This window comes from Peribacillus sp. NJ4, from assembly GCF_030348345.1.
GTDB lineage: Bacteria > Bacillota > Bacilli > Bacillales > DSM-1321 > Peribacillus.
In genome coordinates, this window is sequence record NZ_JAUCFQ010000001.1 from 668,548 (window position 1) to 688,592 (window position 20,045).

Genomic DNA, 20,045 nt, shown 5'->3' on the forward strand with positions numbered 1-20,045 from the left:
TAATGTTTTTACTGATATATGCAAAGTTAGAGTACACTAATAAAGTAATAAGGTTTACTTCAGTAAAATAAGGTATATTATATTTGTTGAATAGATTCTCTTTAAAGACATGAAAAGTAGGTGAACAAAGTGGGAAAATATCAATTGGATACCAAAGGTAAGGTAGCTGTGACAAAGTTTCATGAAAAACAGAAGCCTGCCAAATTTGATAAAAAGCAGCAACTTGAAAAAATACGTGCGGAGTATTTGAAAAAGAAGCAAAAACAAACAGATAAATAATATGAATGAAAACATAGGAAGACTAAGATCTCCCTATGTTTTTCTTATTCGAAGTTCTTTTTTAAATTGATGATAGAGTTTATTATTCCCATAAATTTCAGATTCGGTGACAAAAAACTCGTCATCAGATATCCATTCCTCACTAAAAATTTCAGTAGCAGAATCAATAGATCAGCCGTTATTTTGGATACACCAGTAATCTCAAGCAGAAATTTTTAAAACATTTGGATACTCACTTGGCTTAGGTAGCTGAATAAAAAGATAAGTCTCGATCTTTTCAGCAAGATACTTTCTCAACACCCCACACTCAAAGAAAGTCAGGGAATACCAATGCGGCTTTAATTCATACTTTCAATTTTACGCTTGACGAGTTTTTTATAAAAATGGTTACGTTTTTGATTACGTTTTTCCCAATTTTCTGTATATGGTGCAAACAAACACAAGAAAATAGGTAAGTTATTCATCGTTCAAATATATACAGGCTATTTTTTCAAACCTCTTCCTTATGCAACTAACGCATGCGTTAGCTGAAGATCGGAGCTGTCTTTAAGGCAGCTTTTTCTTATGCAACAAACGGGGCAGTAGAGTTGAAGAAGGAATAGGTGTATAAAGAACGAATATATATGAAGGCTGGGATTAATTTCCAAGAGTTAAATAATGTGTTTTAGAGGGTGAAGATATGGGGTTAAGCTTTAAAAAGGCTTGGTTTATGAATTAGCAGGTGAAAATCGCAAAGAAGCAAAAAATGATTGAAGCATATGAACACTCTGCAAAATATAATGCTTATTTTGTTTGCTTATTGGATGACACTAAATTAATTGGCTGGGTTCTAATCTATAAGGGGTATGATTTCTTAAATGGTAATCAAGTGGGTTGGATAAGTGATTTGTATGTAAAATCACAATACAGAGGTAATGGTTATGCCAAATTATTGATGGAAGAAGCCTTTAATGAGTTCAGAAAAAATGGAGATAATGATCCACCAAATTTTAATGATGGAAGTGAATTTATGACGAAAACATCAGATAACAAAGGTAGCGCAAAGAAAAAATATCCCCTCAGGAAGCTTGGTATCGCGTTGATTATCTTAGCCGTTATCCTGGCTTTTGTTGGAGTCGCCCTTATGCCTACGGCCGATGATGCGTTCGCTGCTGCAATGGTTGCATGGATTCCTGGCGCCATAGCACTTTGGGCTGGCCTGGTATTTACCTGGTGGGATGGCAAGCTGTCTGACGGCGGGCATATGGGCTCGTAGCAGGCAGTAAAGATAAAAATCCTTAATCAACTAACAGGTGCGTTAGCTGAAGATCGGAGCTGTCTTTAAGGCAGCTTTTTCTTATGGAACTAAAGGGGCAGGATAGCTCAATAAAAATAAGGGTTACCCAATTAATGTAGCTTACCTTTTGCTATATTTATTTGTTTATTTCTTTAGCTAGATATTCACATGGCTTGAGGTGGTCTTTCAACCAACCGTGCTTATATCATTAAGTTTTCAGCATCTCCATTAAATCGATATGAGGGATGTAAAGTGTTTAATTTTGAAGCAGAAAAAAAACCACTCAGAGTGGTTTTTTAATCGCGCATTGCTCCTGCCTCTCGGGAGGTCATTGCACCTTGTCCTTCGCTTACATCTTTTTGAATTTCTTGTTTTACTTTTTGTGCATCAGTTCCGGAAAATTCCGGTTTCATAATAGAACCCAAATTCTCTTTAGCTTGTTGATCCTTTTGCATATAAGTCCTCCTCAATTTATTGTTTAACAATCTTATTATTTACAAAAGAACACTCTTTATATCCCGAGGATTTGAGCGAATTTCCCTTAAAGTAAAGGGGGCTTTCGTAAACAATCGGGTTGCTGTGGCAGCCCCTTTTCGACTAACGGGGCAGGTTGGTTAAAGAAGTATTTAACTAAATTCAAGCCTTATTAATCACCTATAACACTATAAATAGAGCGGAAAGAATATTAAACTGACTTTGCCAATTAAAAATTTTATTTTGAAATTCAGAAGACCACAATAAGTGGTCTTTTTCATTTGTTCAAATATCAATATTAATGTTTAATAAGGCATTTTTCAGATGTATACAGTTCTTGCTGTAGCTGAAAATTTCTATTTAGCCACCCATTAAGTAATCGAATATATTTTTCATGATCAGAATGACGGTAACTATGATAAATAATACTCTTACATATGCAACTCCCTTCTTAATGGCAAATTTTGAACCTGCCAATGCTCCTGCTATCATGGAGATCCCCATCGGTATTCCATAGGAAAAGTTGACGGTATCAAGAAAGATGAACATGATCAGTGCTGCCAGATTACTTCCGAAGTTTAAAAATTTTGCGTTTCCTGCAGAGTGCAAAAAATCAAAGCCAATCATTAAAAAGGCAAACAAAATGAAAGATCCCGTTCCAGCTCCTAAAAATCCATCATAAAAACCAATGGCAAATATAGCGAACGTAAATAGTGCTGCCTTATACCATGTAAGCCTTTGGTAAGTCGAATCTTGTCCCCAGTCCTTTTTTAAAAAGGTATAAATGGCTATAGCTAGTAAAAGAACTAAGATCAGTGGTTTTAATAGTTCGGGTGAGACGAAATTGACAACCCAAGCACCTAGCAAGGATCCCATGAAAATAAGTGGGAAAAGTTTGGATACCAATCGAAAATCAACCTTACCTGAGCGAATGAAGGCAATGGTACTTGTTAAAGATCCCATGGAACTTGCCAACTTATTCGTTGCGATCGCTGCTGAAGGGGAAAGTCCTGAAAATAATAAAGCGGGTATGGAAATCAGGCCACCGCCGCCAACTACTGAATCAATGAATGCTGCCAGAAAGCCGAAAAATATCAGCATCAAGAGTGTTGAAATTTGTATATCTTCCATTCAGGAAACCTCCGTAAACATTGGCATTATGGCGGAATCCTTGCTTTTTCTGTAGCCATAACCCAAAGTATTTCTATTAGTCACTATTTAAATAGTAACTAACAAAAATCATTCTGTAAATAAGAATATGATGCATACCTTTTGAAATCGAATAAATTTCGATAAGAGATTTGGTATGATAGGCATATAACTTACTTAAAGCACTAGGAGGTACTATGCAAGATATCATTCAAAAACTACAGTCTCTCGGATTTAGTCAATATGAAGCAAAGGCTTATGTTTCTTTAGTTCGCCAAGGTCCAACCAGTGCCTATCAAGTAAGCAAGGAATCAGGAATTCCCAGGGCACGTATCTATGAAATATTAAATGGACTTCAAGAAGAAGGAGTCGTATTAAAAGAGGAAATCAATGACTCGATACAATATTCACCATTACCAGTCGATGTGTTTTTGGAATCCGTCCAATCGAAATGGAAAAATACCTATCAATCCATCAGTCATACACTAAAACAATTCGAGAAAATCGAGCCGATGTCCGACAATCGTGTAATGACGCTAAAAGGTGAGGGGCATATCCTATCCTTCTGTCGTACTTTGATTCAAAAAGCCGAGAAAAGGGTGGTGGTTTCCTTATGGGACAAGATGTATGGGAAACTTGAACAAGAGCTTAAAGGGGCAGCCGAGCATTGTACTCTCAAGGGGATTGCATTTCAGGTTGAAAACCCATTATCAGGTATAGATATACATCGCCAAACCAGCTATGTGGATAATATCGGAGAGAACAAATGGTTCATCCTATCCATTGATGGCAAGGAGACGATTTACGGGCCTTCTTCGGAAGCGAGAGAAACGGCGTTTTACACAGATGACCCCATTCATATCAATTTTCTCGAAAATTACATTTGGCATGATATTCTCGTTAACCGCTTAGTTAAAAAGGATGAAGAAGATGCCGAGAAATGGATTTCGAGGGAAAGAGACCAGTTTTTCTCCCTATAAATTTGAAAAAAAGCTGATAACCCCTTATGTAGGGAATATCAGCTTTTTATTTTTTGTACCAGAGTCATTCGGACAAAAGGGTTTTAGGAAATCTAATCGCCGTGGGTAAGCTTGATTTATCTCGATAAGATCTGTAAGACACAATCGTATGGTTCTGGGCTTGAACATCCAACTGGAGAATTTGAGAGCTCTTCATTTCCAAATAGTACGTAACATCTTCTTTTTGTAAGTGGTAAAAAGAAAAGGGTATCCCTAAATGGTTCTTGCTGATTAGTTTTGTTTCAGGCTGATTGATGATGTGCTCACTTAATTCCGCTATCGTAACGGAAGTTGTTCCTGTAATTGCTGTTATTTTTTGTTTTGCATAATCGACTGCATGATTTAAGGTAACGGCAATATTTTTCAAGATTCCGTTCATGGGGGGCATCTCCTTATAATTAGGCTATGTTTGTAGTATGGTACCTGGCTAATGCTTTATGCAAAAAAATCCTCAATGATGATATAGAATGTTCCATTTATGAACATGATTAAGATAGTGTGCCGCGAAATCAATAAAAGGGCAATTAAGGAAGGAAAGAGAAAATGTCAATGAAGGTTAAAGCATGAAGAAAAGAAAAATATATATGGGCCTGCTTTTCATCGCAATCCTAGCTTTTTCAGTGGTGTTCATTCAGTTGAATATGGATGCGAATTCTAAAGTCGAAAAAGGGAAAGACGTCGATGCCATTACGGATAGCCATGAGAAAATAGAAAAAATGCTCGGAGAAATGACGCTTGAAGAAAAAGTTGGGCAGCTTATGATGGTCGGTTTCAGGGGAACTGAAAAGAGCAGTGAAATTACGGAGCTTATTGAACAAAAACATATAGGGGGCGTCATTTATTTTGACCGCAATATGAAATCACCTGAACAAGTGGCTAAGTTATCCAATTCGCTTCAGCAAACGGCAGATCAAAGTACACTTTCGCTTCCGCTCATGGTGGCCGTCGATCAGGAAGGCGGGAACATAATCCGGATGAGGGAACGGGTATCGCCACTTCCTTCGCAACAGGACCTTGGGAAAAATGCATCTGTGGAAGACATGTACAAGGTGGCAAAATTGAATGGGGCAGAACTGGGTTCCATGGGGATTAACATAAATTTAGCCCCGGTTCTTGATCTATCGAAAACGGATGAGCGCTCATTGGGAAAAGATCCGGAAAAGGTCTATCAATACGGAAAGAAAGCCATTCAAGGCTTGAATGATGTATCCATAACGGGTGCATTGAAGCACTTTCCCGGAAACGGACGCAGCGAAATCGATCCGCATGTCGAAACATCGTCCGTGGAAGCAAACCAACTTGATCTGGAAAATTCGGATATTTATCCTTTCAAGCAAATCATAAGTGAAATGGATAACCAAAAGTTTTTCGTGATGGTGACCCACATTAAATATCCAGCCTATGATAAAGAAAAACCGGCAAGCCTTTCAAAAGTCATCATAGAGGACCTGCTTCGGGGGAAACTTAAATATGAAGGGCTTGTGGTCACGGACGATTTGGAAATGGGAGCTGTGAACAAGTATTTCTCCTATGAGGATATGGGGAAGCAAGCAATCCTTGCAGGAGCTGACTTATTACTCGTCTGTCATGAATATTCCCATGAGCTTGAGGTATATAACGGATTACTAAAAGCAGCAAAGACAGGGGAAGTTCCGATGGATAGAATTAACGAGTCAGTGAAAAGAGTTTTGACATATAAACTCTTCAATATGAAGCAAACGAAGGCTGACCCGGATCAAGCTGAAAAAGTGGTGAAAAGTCCTGAAAGCATAAATTATATTGAAAGTCTGAATTTGGATAAATAAAAGGGACACCGCACTCTCAACAGGATGCTTTTGTTTAATTCTGTAGATAGAGGGAATACTATATATGACTAACTTGAAGGAGGAAACTCACATGCCATCAAACAAAATGCTTGGAACCGTCCTGATAGGAGCTGCCGCATTTCTAATGCGCAATAAGAAAACTCGTGAAAAAACCATGACTCAAATAAAATCACTGGCCACACCAGAAACCATTGACAAGGTTAAGAGCCAATTCCAATCAATGACTAAATCAAAATCAAGTAACCCATCCGTACGTTAAGGTGAAATGACCACCCCATTAAGTTGTTCTTAATGGGGCGTTTTTTATTGCTTAATATCCAACAATTAAAACGATTAAAATCCAGCAGTGAATTCATCAAGCCGGTAAAAGGAAAATGAAAAAGCACCCGTTGCTTTCGAAGACCTTTGACAGGTCTTTCAAAAGCACAAGTGCTTTCATGAATGTTCAATGATCATTCAGCTACATCTTCACCGTCATCTTCTTTATTGAACCAAAGCGGATCCTCATTATCGACTTCACCATTATAATTAATCAGGATTTCTTCTCCTGCTTTTATGTCGGTGTAAGCAAAGAAATCAAACGTATGATTCTTAAAGTTTATGTCATACGTAGCGTTTGGGGTATAAGAATGATTAAACAGCATGCCATAACCTAAAAGCATGGCGGTATGGTTAATTCCATATTCAAACGCATAATCAGCAAGCAATGTTTTCTCTATGAAGACATGCTCCTCGTTTGGGTAAGCAATGACAGGTGCTTCATGCAAAAGCTCACCTTTTTTAATGTCCTGTGTTGCGAATACGCCTCTATTGAACTCACCATCACTGAGTGTGGAAGTTTTAACTTCAATCATGTTCGTCACCTACTTGTTCTATTCAATATAGTCCAGATCATCTAAGCTTGACAGTTAATAAGGAGAAAAGCAACTATTTTACGGAATTAATCATTTTATCATTTAAATGACACTAATGTATTTATTGAGGCTTAACCTTTATTTCATAGGTATACATTCACGAGAAGGACGAATTAAAATTCCGGACAGTCGAAATATACGAAGTCTGGTTATCTTTTTTTACTTTTTATTATGATGTATCGGAAAATCCATATTTATTCTAAAATCCAAACTCACGAGTAAATGCACGAAACTCACGAGTAAATGCGCGAAACTCACGAGTAAATGCTTCAAACTCACGAGTAAATGCACGAAACTCACGAGTAAATGCACGAAACTCACGAGTAAATGCGCGAAACTCACGAGTAAATGCGCCAACTCACGAGTAAATGCGCGAAACTCACGAGTAAATGCACGAAACTCACGAGTAAATGCGCGAAACTCACGAGTAAATGCACGAAACTCACGAGTAAATGCACGAAACTCACGAGTAAATGCGCGAAACTCACGAGTAAATGCGCCAACTCACGAGTAAATGCGCGAAACTCACGAGTAAATGCGCGAAACTTACGAGTAAATGCGCGAAACTCACGAGTAAATGCGCCAACTCACGAGTAAATGCGCGAAACTTACGAGTAAATGCACGAAACTCACGAGTAAATGCACGAAACTCACGAGTAAATGCGCGAAACTCACGAGTAAATGCGCGAAACTCACGAGTAAATGCGCCAACTCACGAGTAAATGCGCGAAACTTACGAGAAAATGCGCGAAACTCACGAGTAAATGCACGAAACTCACGAGTAAACTCACGATTATAGTACATACAAAAAAACACCTCCGCTAAAAGTGAAGCTAGGGAGGTGTCGTTCATATAGGTAAATCCCTTAATTCACACCGACAGCTGTAAAGGCATTTTTGACAGCTGTGACTTCGGCACTGGTTGAACCGTATAAATCAGCTGCAGCTTGTACGACTGCCGCTTTGGCTTGTGAAAAAGTTGATGAGGTAGTTAAATAAGTCGTGTTTGCCCGGTAAAAGATTGTCCCAAGTTTATCGATACCGATCCCGGAGACGGTCACGCCATGGTGAGTGCCGCCTGCAGAGATCAAATAGGCTGCCTTATTTATGATTCCGCTGTTCGTGTGGACTCCGCCATTATCACCCGTGCCCGTATAACGGTTCGAATAATGGTCAGGGTCACCATTCAATGTTGGGTTAGCCATTGAACGGAGTGCATCACCGGAAGTTTTAGGTGTGTAAATATCTTCTCCAATCAAATAATCCGCTTTGGCACTTTGATTCTTAAATTCGACCACTGTGCCAAAAATATCAGAAATCGCTTCATTCAAAGCACCGGATTCATTTTGATAGGTAAGATTCGATTCAGTGGAAGTCACAGCATGCGTCAGTTCATGTGCAACGACATCCAGACCGCCGGACAATGGGATGAACGTCGTGCCATCTCCATCACCGTAAACCATTTGGGTGCCATCCCAGAAAGCATTATTGTATCTCGAGCCATAATGAACGGTTGATTTCAGGATGGTTCCATTTCCATCATAAGAGTTCCGTCCAAATGTGGATTTGTAATAATCATAAGTTTTACCCGCATAAAAATGAGCATCTACAGCAGCTTTATCGGTAGAAGTGGTAAAAGCATTTGTTGTGTTGGAAAAGAGTGTGCCAGGTAATCTTGAACGGTTATTGGCATTGTAAGTGAAAATGCCTTTGCCGCGTGTATTGTCTTGTAAATAGTAATTACCGTTGGATAAGGTAGTGTTCAACGACACGGTGTCGTTTAATACTCCTGTGCCCGTTCCTACGGAATTGGTTCCCGTCACTTCATCCAGGGTATTATATTTATTCAGTATTTTCCCCGTTTTGACTGAGATGAAATAATTATGATTTCCTGGTTCCGGACTTAAGAAATTCAAATTGACTTTATATACATAATCCGCCTTGCCTTCATTTGCGTATACATATAGCTCAGATTCAGGGGATTGTTCATAGGCAGGAGTGAACCCCAGATCTGTTTCCGCTATTTTGATAGCTTCTGATTTACTGATGCCTTTTTTAGCCTTTTTCTCTAATTTCGTGTTTAGATTGGCTTCGACCGTACCGGATACGACCGTTAAAACCCCTTTAGCGTCAATCGATACTGCTTGTGTAGAATTCCATACAGGTACCCCTTTATAGGTTTGTTGCAATCTAAGGACGGTATTGCCAAGTTCATCCTTGCTTTCTTTCTGGATAATGAAGGAGTCTTTCGCCTTTTGCTTTTCTAGCTTGTAAGACTTTTTGTTTTCGTCAAAAAAGGTAAGAATGATATCTTCTGCCGTTTGCTTCGATGGGTCTGTAAGTTTCCCAGACTTGAATTCTAGCGAATCCTTATGCTTATTATACTTTTCAACACTTAACACATTTTTTGCCGCTAAAGCTTCTTGATGGGGAATAGCAGAAAATAATAGACCGATGGATAGTGCAGTTCCTAAAAATACCTTACCTTTCATAACACTCAACTCCTTCATGAGAATACCTCATTTTTACATTTGCTTCATATATTATCAAATGGAGAAAACACGCAAAAAATATGACAATTAAAGGAATAAAATGGGGAAAAATGGTTTTTAATAGAAATATTCTTTCTGGATATTCTTCTAGTAATATTTGGAATGTATTTAAATTGAACCATATGAATAAAAAGTGCAAAAAAACTTGGCATAAAGTGCAAAAAAACGTGGCATAAAGTGCAAAATGTTTTGTCTATTCTGTCATTTTTTCTGTTAATTTGTTGAATATTGCGGTTTTGTAAATTTGGCATGAAAATTGCATATATATTCAGTAAGGGAATTCAGGAAGGATTCAGAAAGGATTCAGAAAGGAAGATTCGAATTGTAAATTAGGTCTATTTGAAAGTCTATGAAATAGGAAAATTTATTAAATGGATTTCCCCATACATGTAAGCGCTTATATAGAAAGGGATGAAAATTTATGATACCAAAACAAGAAAATGACGTCTTTCAGCATCCTCCACAGCAAGAAGGACAAGAATTAAAGCGCGGTTTAAAATCCCGACATTTAACGATGATTTCCATTGGAGGGGCAATCGGCACAGGGCTGTTTCTTAGCAGCGGGGCAGCCATTCATACAGCTGGGCCAGGCGGCGCATTACTTGCTTATGCCTTAGTTGGGGCAATGGTTTACTTCGTGATGACAAGCTTAGGGGAACTGGCAGCCTTTATGCCGACAAGCGGATCATTCAGTACCTATGGATCGAAATTCGTCGATCCGGCATTTGGGTTTGCCTTGGGATGGACGTATTGGTTCAATTGGTCGATGACCATAGCGGCAGAGTTGGCAGCCTCAACAATGATCATGAAATTTTGGTTTCCGAATAGTCCATCATTGTTGTGGAGTTCATCATTCTTGGTGCTCATTTTCCTATTAAACTATTTATCGGTTAAAGGGTATGGTGAAGGCGAATACTGGTTTTCCTTCATAAAAGTTACAGCCATCGTTATTTTTATAATCGTTGGGATATTAATGATTATCGGCATTATGGGCGGCGAAGCAGTAGGATTTAAAAACTTCACCGTCGATGACGCGCCATTCCCGGGCGGGTTCATGGGTGTCTTCATCGTGTTCATAGCGGCTGGCTTTTCTTTTCAAGGTACTGAAATCGTCGGCGTGGCTGCCGGTGAAAGTGAAGATCCTGCACGGAATATACCAAAGGCCATTAAAAGTGTCTTCTGGAGAATCCTGCTCTTTTACGTATTGGCAATCTTTGTGATAGGACTGCTTATCCCTTATACAAGTTCAAGTTTACAAGGGGATAACGTCATGGTAAGCCCGTTCACGCTCATATTTGAAAAGGCTGGAGTGGCCTTTGCAGCTTCACTTATGAATGCAGTCATTTTAACAGCGGTGTTATCAGCAGGTAACTCTAGTCTGTATGCATCTACGCGTATGCTATATTCCATGGCAAAAGATGGCCAAGCACCGCGTATTTTTGCAAGACTTAATAAACGAGGGGTACCGGTTGCAGGAATGATTTTGACATGTTCCATCGGTATGCTAGCCTTTTTAGCTTCCGTATTCGGTGATGGTAAAGTGTATATTTGGTTAATGAATGCCATTGGAATTACAGGATTCATCTTTTGGCTGGGCATTTCCATCAGCCATTACCGTTTCCGCAAAGCATTCATCGCTCAAGGCCATTCATTGGAGAAGCTGCCATATAAGGCATTATGGTTCCCGATAGGTCCGATTTTTGCCATTGCAATTGGCATGATCGTCATCCTGTCTCAAAATATCCAAGCCTTTTTCTCAGACCAGATTGATTGGGGCAGTGTTATAGCTGCGTACCTAGGAATCCCGCTTTTCCTTGGTTTATGGTTTGGCTATAAACTGGTAAGAAAGACTAAATTCGTTAAACTGGATGAAGTCGAGTTTGACTTCGACAAAAAATACGAATGAACAAGCTTAAAGTAAAAGCCGGACAATTTGTCCGGCTTTTACTTGTTTTCTTTAGGCTCATTATCAAAAGCTAGGAAGCTGATTCCTAGCTTTTTATTTTTGTTAAATGGAAATTTATACAAATCTCGTGGGAGGTGTTATATGATAATCGTAAACTCTGCTAAATTGCATGTACAGAACGACGGGGAAAGCTTTTAATATTTCCAATAGAAAGGGAAGGTGCACGGCTGATGACCTTATTGACTCATTTAAAAGTATTGGACTTTTCAACGTTACTGCCAGGCCCATTTGCCACTTTGATGCTAGCGGATTTAGGAGCGGACGTTTTGAAAGTAGAGAGGCCGGGAGCAAAGGATTCATGGGGTGTGAACCAATATCTTAACAGATCGAAGAAGTCGATCACACTTGATTTAAAACAATCTGAGTCCATCGAATCCGTAAAAAATCTAGTGAAGGAATACGATATCGTCATTGAACAATTCCGTCCAGGTGTCATGGAACGCCTAGGACTGGGGTATGAGGCATTGAAATCGATCAATCCGAAGCTGATTTACTGTTCCATCACTGGCTTCGGCCAGACCGGTCCCTATAAAGACCGACCGGGACATGATATCAATTATATTTCGATTGCAGGCTTATCAGGCTATTCCGGTACGAAAAAGGACGGCCCGGCAAAAAACGGAACCCAAATAGCAGATCTTGCCGGAGGCTCACTGCATGCTGTTATCGGTATATTATCTGCAGTCATTCATAGGGAAAGAACAGGAGAAGGCCAAGCCATCGACATCAGCATGACCGACTGCAGTTTTGCCTTGAATGCCATATCCGCACCTCTGAATTTACAAGGGGGCCTCGAGCTTGAACCAGAAAAACTGATGTTAAACGGAGGGTCCTTTTATGACTTTTATGAAACGAAAGATGGACGTTATTTTTCGGTTGGAAGCCTTGAGCCCCCTTTTCGAAAAGCATTATGTGAAGCGATCGGTGCACCCGAATTGTATGAACTGAGCATGAAAAGCAATGAAGAAAGCGGAATCAGGTTTAAAACGGCCATCCGACTTGCTTTCCTCGAAAGAGATTTTCATGAATGGCAGGAAATATTCGCTGATTTCGAGGCCTGCGCAGAACCAGTGCTGACCTTCACTGAAGCGGCCGAACACCCCCATTTGAAGGAGAGGGGAATGATTGTCGAGGTACCTGACGGAAAAGGAAATGCCCAGAAGCAAATCGCATGCCCGATTAAAACATCGGTTTTCACCCCTGAATATAAACATGCAGGCTTGAGGCCAGGAGAAAACAACGCAGAAATTCTTCGCACCCCCAATCGCTAAATAATGATGTAAAGGCTATCACTTTTCCGAGTTTTTTTGAAAAGAGATAGCCTGTTTTTTTTGAAGGGCGAAATAAGTTGGAGTTAGGTCGAATTAAGAAGGAAACAGCCGAATTAACTGTGAAAATTTACTAGTTATAACTATTTTGGACAGGGTATCAGAGTAACATCCCAGTAATAGGGTTTTTGAGAAAATTGCTCTGATAAGGAGGGTTGATTAAACATGTTTGGTCTCTCTGATATCATTAAATTTCTATTTTCCTTTTTTTTGATCTTGCCGATCGTTACGCTGATACATTTGAGCGGGCATATTTTCTTTGTTACGATTTTTGGGGGATCAGAAAAGAAAATCTTGATCGGTTGTGGTAATAAACTTTTCGCCTTTCGGAACATAGAGGTGAGGAAATATTATTTTTGGAATGGGACTTGCGAGTTCAAAGGATTGAAACATGATAATCGATTTACGAATACGCTGATTTATTTAGGGGGGGCTATCTTTAATTTAGTCAGCATGCTGATCATATATAGCTTAGTGTATCAGAATATCCTGGACAGCTCGGTAATCTGGTATCAGTTCATATATTTTTCTTTCTACATTATGTTTTTCTCCTTGTTTCCGATGTATTTCTCGGACGGGTCGCCCAGTGATGGGAAGGCTGCGGAATTGGCCTTGAGGAACAAGCTGAAAGATAGGGTGACGGATGATATTTTTGTGAAGAAAATGGATGATGAAGATAGCTGCAAGTAAAAAGGGACGTGCTGGTGGGCGTTCTTTTTTTGTTGCTTTCGTCTTTAGGATTTATCATAAGGCTAAAATCTAGCCTTATGATGAATGTTTATATATCGGTCTAGGATTTTATGACTGTGCTATTTTACTGCTTGACGATGAACTTGAAAGGACCAGAACAATGACCATGGCAATGGCAACCCCCGTTGCACCGATCCAGGTTATGGAAGCAAGGGATACATGTTCTACGGCAACACCGCCAATCCCAGCACCGGTAGCCATGGCCAATTGCATCATCGACTGATTGAGACCGAGCATGACTCCTGATGATTCAGGCTCAAGGGTGGCTAAATGATATTGCTGTGTCGGCCCTGATGACCATTCCTTAGAATATATCGATTATTAACTCAGGAAATGTTAACTGCATCCGTTAACCCGGCATATGTTATAACCGACGTTCCTTATGAACCGTGATATTGAAAGTTGGAGGGGAATACGAGGATGAATGCATTCGATCCATCCAATATATTTGGAAATGGCATACCGATAACGGTAACTGCAGCTATGATAGAGAGAATCATAAAGATGAAATCATCTGATCAGGATATTAAAGTCGAGATTACGCCAAAGTATATAGTGCTTTCCGGAACGACGGAAGTGAAAAAAATGATGTTTAAGAAAAACGTAGCTTTCAGGATTACATTAAAACCGGTTCACGTGGAAAAAAGAACGATATCATTTGAATTAGTGGAAATGGAACCGCTTGACAGGAGTTTCATCAACCAAAGGATATTTAACAGACCGCCATTTTTTGAATTTGAAAATAGAATGATCAAAATGAATGTTGATGCTTGGAACATCGTGAGAAAAATCCCGGTGGGCACAATTAAATCATTTGAACTGGTCGATGGTTCATTGAAAATGAAACTTTCTTTATGATGGAACGTTTTTAGCCGCAATATATAAAGGGGATGCCAGGTATGTTAGTGTAGGGATGGATAGGGTGGCGATTCATTAAAATGTGTTTGAAAAACCAAGCTCTTTAAAATATACTGAATTACTAAAAGTTTTAGTTTTTCCAGAGATAAGGGGGAAAATAATGGACCAGAAGATTTTGCCTGCTTCGGCAAGCATGAAGGATTTCGAAAGATTCTTAGAAAGTTCCTATGAAATAGGCGTGTTTCTTGATTTGCATATATCACAATTGAAAAATGTAAGTATGATGGCAAAGCAGCATAATAAGAAAATGATTTATCATGTCGATTTGATCCATGGCATAAGAAGTGATGAATATGCGACAGAATTCATTTGTCAGGAGTATAATCCATATGGATTGATTTCGACTAAATCAAACGTTATTTTGAAAGCGAAGCAAAAGGGGGTCATTGCCATCCAGCGAATCTTTTTAATAGATTCACATGCGCTGGAGAAAAGTTATAAGCTGGTGCAGAAAACCAAGCCGGATTATATCGAAGTTTTGCCGGGTGCTATGCCGTGGATGATAAAAGAAGTGAAGGAACGACTACAAACACCCATTTTTGCAGGCGGTCTCATACGTACTTCCGATGAAGTCCTGAACGCCCTTGATGCTGGAGCGTCGGCAATCACCACTTCCAAAACTGAATTATGGGATATCGTCTAATAGGGTAGAACGAGGAATTTGAGAAAAATTACAGAAAAATAGATTAATTTTTCACAAAATAATTGACAGCGTTTTCACAACCTAGTATATTTTACATTACAAGTTAATATATGTGACGGAGACTAGGAGATTCACAACAGATCTATTCATAATTTTTTTATGAGGATAGTTCTGCTGTGAATCTCCTTTTATTTGTTTGCAAGGTTTTTAAATTATCAGGGGAGGGGTTTTATTCATGACTCCATTTTGGGGAGAAGTAGTAGGCACAATGATTTTAGTTTTATTCGGAGCAGGTATTGGAGCGGGTTCATCCTTAAAGGGATCTTATGCTAAAGATGCCGGTTGGATCGTTATCACGATTGCGTGGGGACTGGCTGTCACCATGGGTGTTTTTGCAGTGGGATCCATAAGCGGGGCGCATTTAAATCCGGCGGTCACAGTAGGATTTGCCATTATTGGAGAGTTTCCATGGAGTGATGTGCCTGGTTACATCGTTGCCCAAATGATTGGAGCAATCCTGGGCGCAACTCTAGTATTCCTGCACTATTTGCCACACTGGAAAGCTACTGATGATCCAGGAACGAAGCTTGGTGTGTTTGCGACTTCACCAGCTATCCCACATACATTTTCAAATCTATTAAGTGAAATGATTGGAACTTTCATCCTTATTCTTGGTTTATTATTCATAGGTGCCAATGATTTTACAGAGGGTCTGAACCCATTCGCTGTCGGTTTATTGATTGTCGTGATCGGGATGTCACTTGGGGGAACGACAGGATATGCCATAAACCCAGCCCGTGATCTGGGGCCCCGCATCGCTCACTTTTTGCTGCCGATACCGGGTAAAGGCAATTCGAATTGGGGCTATTCATGGATTCCGGTAGTTGGACCGATTGTTGGGGGGTCACTTGGTGCCGTTTGTTATAAAGCATTCTTTTTAGGGGATATAACAGTAGGATTTTGGTCTGTTTTGGGTGCAAGCTTGGTACTATTGGTATTAGCCTATGCATTTGGGAAAAAGCAGTCACATGAATTGGAAAGCAGGAATATCGCTAGTTAATTAAAAGGAGGGGCATACACTATGGAAAAATATATTTTATCATTAGATCAAGGAACAACAAGCTCGCGGGCGATTTTATTTAACGAAAAGGGGGAAATCGTCCATTCCTCCCAAAAGGAATTCACGCAGCATTTCCCTAAACCAGGCTGGGTCGAGCATAACGCCAATGAGATTTGGGGATCGATCCTGGCAGTGATTGCCGGTGTACTATCGGAATCAGGTGTAAAGCCAGAGCAAATTGCCGGTATCGGGATTACTAATCAGCGTGAAACGGCAGTCGTTTGGGATAAGGAGACAGGTACTCCTGTTTATAATGCGATTGTATGGCAGTCAAGACAAACAAGTGAAATCTGTGATGATTTGAAGGAAAAGGGACTTAATGATTTATTCCGGGATAAAACGGGATTGTTGATAGATGCATATTTTTCCGGAACGAAAGTGAAATGGATCCTCGATAATGTGGAAGGGGCACGACAAAAGGCGGAGGAAGGCAAGCTGTTATTCGGTACCATCGATACTTGGCTAATCTGGAAGCTTTCAGGAGGCAAGGCTCACGTAACGGACTATTCCAACGCATCCCGGACATTGATGTACAATATTCATGAACTGAAATGGGATGAAGAACTGCTGGAGATATTGACTGTACCGAAGTCGATGCTGCCGGAAGTAAGACCATCATCCGAGGAGTATGCACGTACGGTCGAGTATCATTTCTTCGGCCAATCTATTCCGATTGCCGGAGCAGCCGGTGATCAGCAGGCAGCATTATTTGGCCAAGCCTGTTTTAATGAAGGAATGGCCAAAAATACGTATGGCACAGGCTGTTTCATGCTCATGAATACAGGGGAAAAGGCTGTCAGTTCCGACCACGGACTATTGACGACCCTTGCTTGGGGATTGAATGGGAAGGTCGAATATGCACTGGAAGGCAGTATATTCGTAGCTGGCTCCGCAATCCAATGGCTGCGAGATGGTCTGCGGATGCTTCATGATGCCAAGGATAGCGAAGCCTATGCAAAACGGGTGGAAAGTACGGATGGGGTATATGTAGTGCCGGCTTTTGTAGGCCTTGGAACTCCATATTGGGACAGTGAAGTACGGGGAGCCGTTTTTGGTTTGACGCGCGGTACCTCCAAAGAACATTTCATTCGTGCCACACTTGAATCACTTGCGTATCAAACGAAGGATGTCCTTGATGCAATGGAGGCGGATTCAGGAATCGAGCTGCAGACGTTGAGAGTGGATGGCGGTGCAGTCAAGAATGACTTCTTAATGCAATTCCAAAGCGATTTATTACGGGTGCCTGTCGAAAGGCCGACCATAAACGAAACTACGGCATTGGGGGCTGCGTATTTAGCGGGACTTGCTGTCGGGTATTGGAAGGATCAAGAAGAAATCTCTCGGCAATGGGCGGTGGACAAAACCTTCAAACAATCCATGGAAGAGCAAGATAGTGATAAATTATATGAGGGCTGGAAAAAAGCTGTACACGCTGCAATGGCGTTTAAATAAAAAAACAAGGTGAATTCTTTCTCAAATGAGCTGGAGTATGCTATACTGAAATCAAGTTAATAACTCGGCCGGAGAACAGGAGAGACCATGAATGCGTTATCGTGAATACGATAATGTGCATTTATGGTCTCTCTTTTTTGTTTTTTAAAGGCAGATTAGGGATATTAATATCTATACGAATGAGAAACTATGAGAACAAATGAACCAATTGAATATAAGCGAACTCACGAGTAACCAGCACGAACTCACGAGTAAACGTGCAGAACCACGAGGAAACAGTGCGAACTCACGAGTAAACGTGCAGAACCACGAGAAAACAGTGCGAACTCACGAGTAAATAGCGCGAATTCACGAGTAAACGTGCAGAATTCACGAGTAAACAGCGCGAACTCACGAGTAACCAGCGCGAATTCACGAGTAAACAACACGGACTCACGAGTAACCAGCGCGAACTCACGAGTAAACAGTGCGAACTCACGAGTAAACGTGCAGAACCACGAGAAGACAGTGCGAACTCACGAGTAAACGTGCAGAACCACGAGAAAACAGTGCGAACTCACGAGTAAACAGCACGAATACACGATTAAATAGCGCGAATTCACGAGTAATTCAAGCTACACGACAATAGAGAGCATTACTTAAAGGAGGAGTCAGGGATGAGGTTTTCAAATATATATCGGGAAGAAACAATCGAACTTCTGAAAAAAGAAAAATATGATGTAGTTGTCATTGGTGGGGGAATTACCGGTGCAGGAATCGCCCTGGATGCAACGACCCGTGGGATGAAAGTGGCATTGGTTGAAATGCAGGACTTTGCGGCAGGTACTTCAAGCCGCTCGACAAAACTGGTCCATGGTGGTTTGAGGTATTTGAAGCAATTTGAGATAAAAATGGTTGCTGAGGTTGGTAAAGAGCGGGAAATCGTTTATGAAAATGGACCGCATGTGACCACGCCGGAATGGATGCTGTTACCGATGCACAAAGGAGGCACCTTCGGGAAATTCAGTACTTCCATTGGACTCCGTGTATATGATTTCCTTGCAGGTGTTAAAAAAGCCGAACGCAGGAAAATGCTTTCGGCGGATGAAACACTAAAACGGGAACCCCTCGTTAAGAAAGAGGGACTGAAAGGCGGAGGCTACTATGTCGAATATCGGACAGATGATGCTCGTCTGACGATTGAAGTGATGAAGGCAGCTGTCGATAAAGGTGCAACGGCGATAAATTATACAAAAGTAGATAAATTGTTATATGAAAATGGAAAGGTGAACGGCGTCCAAGTTGCCGATTTACTTTCAGGTGATGCTTATGAAATATACGCAGATAAAGTTATTAATGCAGCAGGTCCATGGGTGGATTCCATCCGTGAGAAAGATCAATCGAAAAAAGGGAAAACGCTGAAGTTATCCAAGGGTGTCCATGTGGTCATCGACCAATCGAAGTTCCCGTTGAAGCAGGCGCTTTATTTCGATACACCTGATGGACGGATGATCTTTGCCATCCCGAGAGCCGGTAAAGCTTATGTAGGGACTACGGACACTTTTTATGATGGCGATCCTGCAGTGCCATCCGTTACATCCGAGGACCGTGCCTATTTATTAAAGTCGATACATTATATGTTTCCAGAAGTGAAAATTTCCGATGATGATATCGAATCAAGCTGGGCTGGAGTAAGACCGTTGATTCTTGAAGAAGGAAAAGACCCTTCTGAAATATCAAGGAAAGATGAAATATGGGAGTCCGATTCGGGTCTTATCACGATTGCGGGAGGTAAATTGACCGGTTATCGCAAAATGGCAAAAACGACGGTCGATCTTGTGGCAGGGAAGCTTTCCCAGCAATCTAATAAGACTTACCCAACCAGCAGCACTAAAGGAATGCCGATTTCAGGAGGGGATGTCGGAGGTTCAAGCAACTTCTCCGATTATATCAAGCAACATATTCAAATGGGAGTGGACTCAGGACTTGCCGGTAAGGACTCCGAAGAAATATTGGCCATGTACGGGTCAAACGCACCTGTGTTATTCGATATCGTAAAAAGCGAAGGAGACGGAGCAGCAAGCATTGGCCTTCCGCAGAAATTGTTCGTTCAGCTGAAATACGCACTAGATCATGAAATGGCCGCAACTCCAGTGGACTTCTTCTTCCGCAGGACCGGGACCCTGTTATTCGATATCGATTTAGTCCAAACGCATAAAAGTGGAGTGATTGAATATATGGCTGGATATTTCGGGTGGACGGAATCAACAAAAATGGAGAGAACCAATCAATTGGAACGGGAAATACTCGGTGCGATTAGAGTATCTTGACTTATATGCAAAAAACATGATGCCGGCGGAATCGCTGGCGTTTTTTTCGATTCGGGAAGGAAATGAAAGAC

At 40.7% G+C, this 20,045-nt stretch carries 22 protein-coding genes and 1 pseudogene; 13 read left to right on the forward strand and 10 right to left on the reverse strand.

Annotation, left to right across the window (positions count from 1 at the left end):
- The first annotated feature begins 129 nt into the window (after positions 1-129).
- Both QUF94_RS03320 and QUF94_RS03325 read left to right on the forward strand, forming a co-directional pair.
- The gene (locus QUF94_RS03320) at positions 130-279 is read left to right on the forward strand and encodes a hypothetical protein (RefSeq protein WP_048680414.1); all 150 of its coding nucleotides are present in this window, start codon (positions 130-132) and stop codon (positions 277-279) included.
- Positions 280-1,000: 721 nt separating this feature from the next.
- Entirely contained in the window at positions 1,001-1,534 is a 534-nt protein-coding gene (locus tag QUF94_RS03325; protein WP_289314601.1) for a GNAT family N-acetyltransferase, read from the forward strand.
- A gap of 317 nt (positions 1,535-1,851) precedes the next feature.
- Here QUF94_RS03325 and QUF94_RS03330 read toward each other — a convergent pair whose 3' ends face one another.
- Positions 1,852-2,010 (reverse strand): hypothetical protein, encoded by a 159-nt coding sequence (locus QUF94_RS03330; protein WP_289314602.1) that lies wholly within the window; start codon positions 2,008-2,010, stop codon positions 1,852-1,854.
- 379 nt (positions 2,011-2,389) lie between these two features.
- Positions 2,390-3,160: a TSUP family transporter gene (locus QUF94_RS03335; RefSeq protein WP_289314603.1), complete on the reverse strand. Its 771-nt coding sequence runs from the start codon at positions 3,158-3,160 to the stop codon at positions 2,390-2,392.
- Positions 3,161-3,375: 215 nt separating this feature from the next.
- Between QUF94_RS03335 and QUF94_RS03340 the strand changes: the two genes are divergently transcribed.
- Positions 3,376-4,158 carry a TrmB family transcriptional regulator gene (locus QUF94_RS03340; protein WP_289314604.1) on the forward strand — a complete coding sequence of 261 codons (783 nt, stop codon included), beginning with the start codon at positions 3,376-3,378 and terminating at the stop codon, positions 4,156-4,158.
- A 64-nt stretch (positions 4,159-4,222) separates the two neighbouring features.
- Here QUF94_RS03340 and QUF94_RS03345 read toward each other — a convergent pair whose 3' ends face one another.
- A complete protein-coding gene (locus tag QUF94_RS03345; RefSeq protein ID WP_289314605.1) occupies positions 4,223-4,576 on the reverse strand; it encodes a hypothetical protein in 354 nt (117 codons plus the stop codon).
- A gap of 184 nt (positions 4,577-4,760) precedes the next feature.
- Between QUF94_RS03345 and nagZ the strand changes: the two genes are divergently transcribed.
- On the forward strand, positions 4,761-6,002 hold the full coding sequence (nagZ, locus tag QUF94_RS03350) for a beta-N-acetylhexosaminidase (protein WP_289314606.1): 1,242 nt from the start codon (positions 4,761-4,763) through the stop codon (positions 6,000-6,002).
- Positions 6,003-6,093: 91 nt separating this feature from the next.
- Positions 6,094-6,282 carry a hypothetical protein gene (locus QUF94_RS03355; RefSeq protein ID WP_289314607.1) on the forward strand — a complete coding sequence of 63 codons (189 nt, stop codon included), beginning with the start codon at positions 6,094-6,096 and terminating at the stop codon, positions 6,280-6,282.
- Positions 6,283-6,475: 193 nt separating this feature from the next.
- Here QUF94_RS03355 and QUF94_RS03360 read toward each other — a convergent pair whose 3' ends face one another.
- From QUF94_RS03360 to QUF94_RS03380, 5 genes are all read right to left on the reverse strand, one after another.
- Entirely contained in the window at positions 6,476-6,877 is a 402-nt protein-coding gene (locus QUF94_RS03360; RefSeq protein ID WP_289314608.1) for an SET domain-containing protein, read from the reverse strand.
- Between the two features lie 219 nt (positions 6,878-7,096).
- Positions 7,097-7,279: a hypothetical protein gene (locus QUF94_RS03365; protein WP_289314609.1), complete on the reverse strand. Its 183-nt coding sequence runs from the start codon at positions 7,277-7,279 to the stop codon at positions 7,097-7,099.
- Complete coding sequence (locus QUF94_RS03370) at positions 7,276-7,425, reverse strand: hypothetical protein (RefSeq protein WP_289314610.1); 150 nt, start codon at positions 7,423-7,425, stop codon at positions 7,276-7,278. The genes QUF94_RS03365 and QUF94_RS03370 overlap by 4 nt, the downstream gene beginning before the upstream one ends.
- 79 nt (positions 7,426-7,504) lie before the next feature.
- Positions 7,505-7,741 (reverse strand): hypothetical protein, encoded by a 237-nt coding sequence (locus QUF94_RS03375; RefSeq protein ID WP_289314611.1) that lies wholly within the window; start codon positions 7,739-7,741, stop codon positions 7,505-7,507.
- A gap of 61 nt (positions 7,742-7,802) precedes the next feature.
- Positions 7,803-9,428, reverse strand: coding sequence for a M4 family metallopeptidase (locus QUF94_RS03380; protein ID WP_289314612.1), 1,626 nt, complete (start codon positions 9,426-9,428; stop codon positions 7,803-7,805).
- 481 nt (positions 9,429-9,909) lie between these two features.
- Between QUF94_RS03380 and QUF94_RS03385 the strand changes: the two genes are divergently transcribed.
- From QUF94_RS03385 to QUF94_RS03395, 3 genes are all read left to right on the forward strand, one after another.
- On the forward strand, positions 9,910-11,394 hold the full coding sequence (locus tag QUF94_RS03385) for an amino acid permease (protein ID WP_289314613.1): 1,485 nt from the start codon (positions 9,910-9,912) through the stop codon (positions 11,392-11,394).
- A gap of 230 nt (positions 11,395-11,624) precedes the next feature.
- Positions 11,625-12,725, forward strand: coding sequence for a CaiB/BaiF CoA transferase family protein (locus QUF94_RS03390; RefSeq protein ID WP_289314614.1), 1,101 nt, complete (start codon positions 11,625-11,627; stop codon positions 12,723-12,725).
- 222 nt (positions 12,726-12,947) lie between these two features.
- Positions 12,948-13,472, forward strand: coding sequence for a hypothetical protein (locus QUF94_RS03395; protein ID WP_289314615.1), 525 nt, complete (start codon positions 12,948-12,950; stop codon positions 13,470-13,472).
- Between the two features lie 108 nt (positions 13,473-13,580).
- Here the strand turns inward: QUF94_RS03395 and QUF94_RS03400 are convergent.
- Positions 13,581-13,832 (reverse strand): annotated as a pseudogene (locus QUF94_RS03400) (MFS transporter); the annotation flags it as partial.
- Between the two features lie 120 nt (positions 13,833-13,952).
- On the opposite strand from QUF94_RS03400, the gene QUF94_RS03405 reads away from it, so the two are divergent.
- From QUF94_RS03405 to glpK, 4 genes are all read left to right on the forward strand, one after another.
- Positions 13,953-14,390, forward strand: coding sequence for a hypothetical protein (locus QUF94_RS03405; RefSeq protein WP_289314616.1), 438 nt, complete (start codon positions 13,953-13,955; stop codon positions 14,388-14,390).
- A 160-nt stretch (positions 14,391-14,550) separates the two neighbouring features.
- Complete coding sequence (locus QUF94_RS03410; protein WP_089361795.1) at positions 14,551-15,093, forward strand: glycerol-3-phosphate responsive antiterminator; 543 nt, start codon at positions 14,551-14,553, stop codon at positions 15,091-15,093.
- Positions 15,094-15,328: 235 nt separating this feature from the next.
- Complete coding sequence (locus tag QUF94_RS03415) at positions 15,329-16,153, forward strand: MIP/aquaporin family protein (RefSeq protein ID WP_289314617.1); 825 nt, start codon at positions 15,329-15,331, stop codon at positions 16,151-16,153.
- A gap of 21 nt (positions 16,154-16,174) precedes the next feature.
- Entirely contained in the window at positions 16,175-17,665 is a 1,491-nt protein-coding gene (gene glpK / locus QUF94_RS03420; RefSeq protein WP_289314618.1) for a glycerol kinase GlpK, read from the forward strand.
- Positions 17,666-17,951: 286 nt separating this feature from the next.
- Here the strand turns inward: glpK and QUF94_RS03425 are convergent, their stop codons facing one another.
- On the reverse strand, positions 17,952-18,143 hold the full coding sequence (locus QUF94_RS03425; protein ID WP_289314619.1) for a hypothetical protein: 192 nt from the start codon (positions 18,141-18,143) through the stop codon (positions 17,952-17,954).
- A gap of 178 nt (positions 18,144-18,321) precedes the next feature.
- On the opposite strand from QUF94_RS03425, the gene QUF94_RS03430 reads away from it, so the two are divergent.
- Positions 18,322-19,974, forward strand: a complete 1,653-nt coding sequence (locus tag QUF94_RS03430; RefSeq protein WP_289314620.1) for a glycerol-3-phosphate dehydrogenase/oxidase — start codon at positions 18,322-18,324, stop codon at positions 19,972-19,974.
- The last annotated feature ends 71 nt before the right edge of the window (positions 19,975-20,045 follow it).

Bases quoted from the DNA above. Each gene is read 5' to 3' on its own strand.
- QUF94_RS03410 (WP_089361795.1), top strand. From the start codon at position 14,551: ATGGACCAGAAGATTTTGCCTGCTTCGGCAAGCATGAAGGATTTCGAA.
- QUF94_RS03330 (WP_289314602.1), bottom strand. From the start codon at position 2,010: ATGCAAAAGGATCAACAAGCTAAAGAGAATTTGGGTTCTATTATGAAA.
- QUF94_RS03360 (WP_289314608.1), bottom strand. From the start codon at position 6,877: ATGATTGAAGTTAAAACTTCCACACTCAGTGATGGTGAGTTCAATAGA.
- QUF94_RS03415 (WP_289314617.1), top strand. From the start codon at position 15,329: ATGACTCCATTTTGGGGAGAAGTAGTAGGCACAATGATTTTAGTTTTA.
- QUF94_RS03390 (WP_289314614.1), top strand. From the start codon at position 11,625: ATGACCTTATTGACTCATTTAAAAGTATTGGACTTTTCAACGTTACTG.
- QUF94_RS03335 (WP_289314603.1), bottom strand. From the start codon at position 3,160: ATGGAAGATATACAAATTTCAACACTCTTGATGCTGATATTTTTCGGC.
- QUF94_RS03340 (WP_289314604.1), top strand. From the start codon at position 3,376: ATGCAAGATATCATTCAAAAACTACAGTCTCTCGGATTTAGTCAATAT.
- QUF94_RS03385 (WP_289314613.1), top strand. From the start codon at position 9,910: ATGATACCAAAACAAGAAAATGACGTCTTTCAGCATCCTCCACAGCAA.
- QUF94_RS03395 (WP_289314615.1), top strand. From the start codon at position 12,948: ATGTTTGGTCTCTCTGATATCATTAAATTTCTATTTTCCTTTTTTTTG.
- glpK (WP_289314618.1), top strand. From the start codon at position 16,175: ATGGAAAAATATATTTTATCATTAGATCAAGGAACAACAAGCTCGCGG.
- QUF94_RS03345 (WP_289314605.1), bottom strand. From the start codon at position 4,576: ATGAACGGAATCTTGAAAAATATTGCCGTTACCTTAAATCATGCAGTC.
- QUF94_RS03380 (WP_289314612.1), bottom strand. From the start codon at position 9,428: ATGAAAGGTAAGGTATTTTTAGGAACTGCACTATCCATCGGTCTATTA.
- QUF94_RS03355 (WP_289314607.1), top strand. From the start codon at position 6,094: ATGCCATCAAACAAAATGCTTGGAACCGTCCTGATAGGAGCTGCCGCA.
- QUF94_RS03430 (WP_289314620.1), top strand. From the start codon at position 18,322: ATGAGGTTTTCAAATATATATCGGGAAGAAACAATCGAACTTCTGAAA.
- QUF94_RS03405 (WP_289314616.1), top strand. From the start codon at position 13,953: ATGAATGCATTCGATCCATCCAATATATTTGGAAATGGCATACCGATA.
- nagZ (WP_289314606.1), top strand. From the start codon at position 4,761: ATGAAGAAAAGAAAAATATATATGGGCCTGCTTTTCATCGCAATCCTA.
- QUF94_RS03375 (WP_289314611.1), bottom strand. From the start codon at position 7,741: ATGTACTATAATCGTGAGTTTACTCGTGAGTTTCGTGCATTTACTCGT.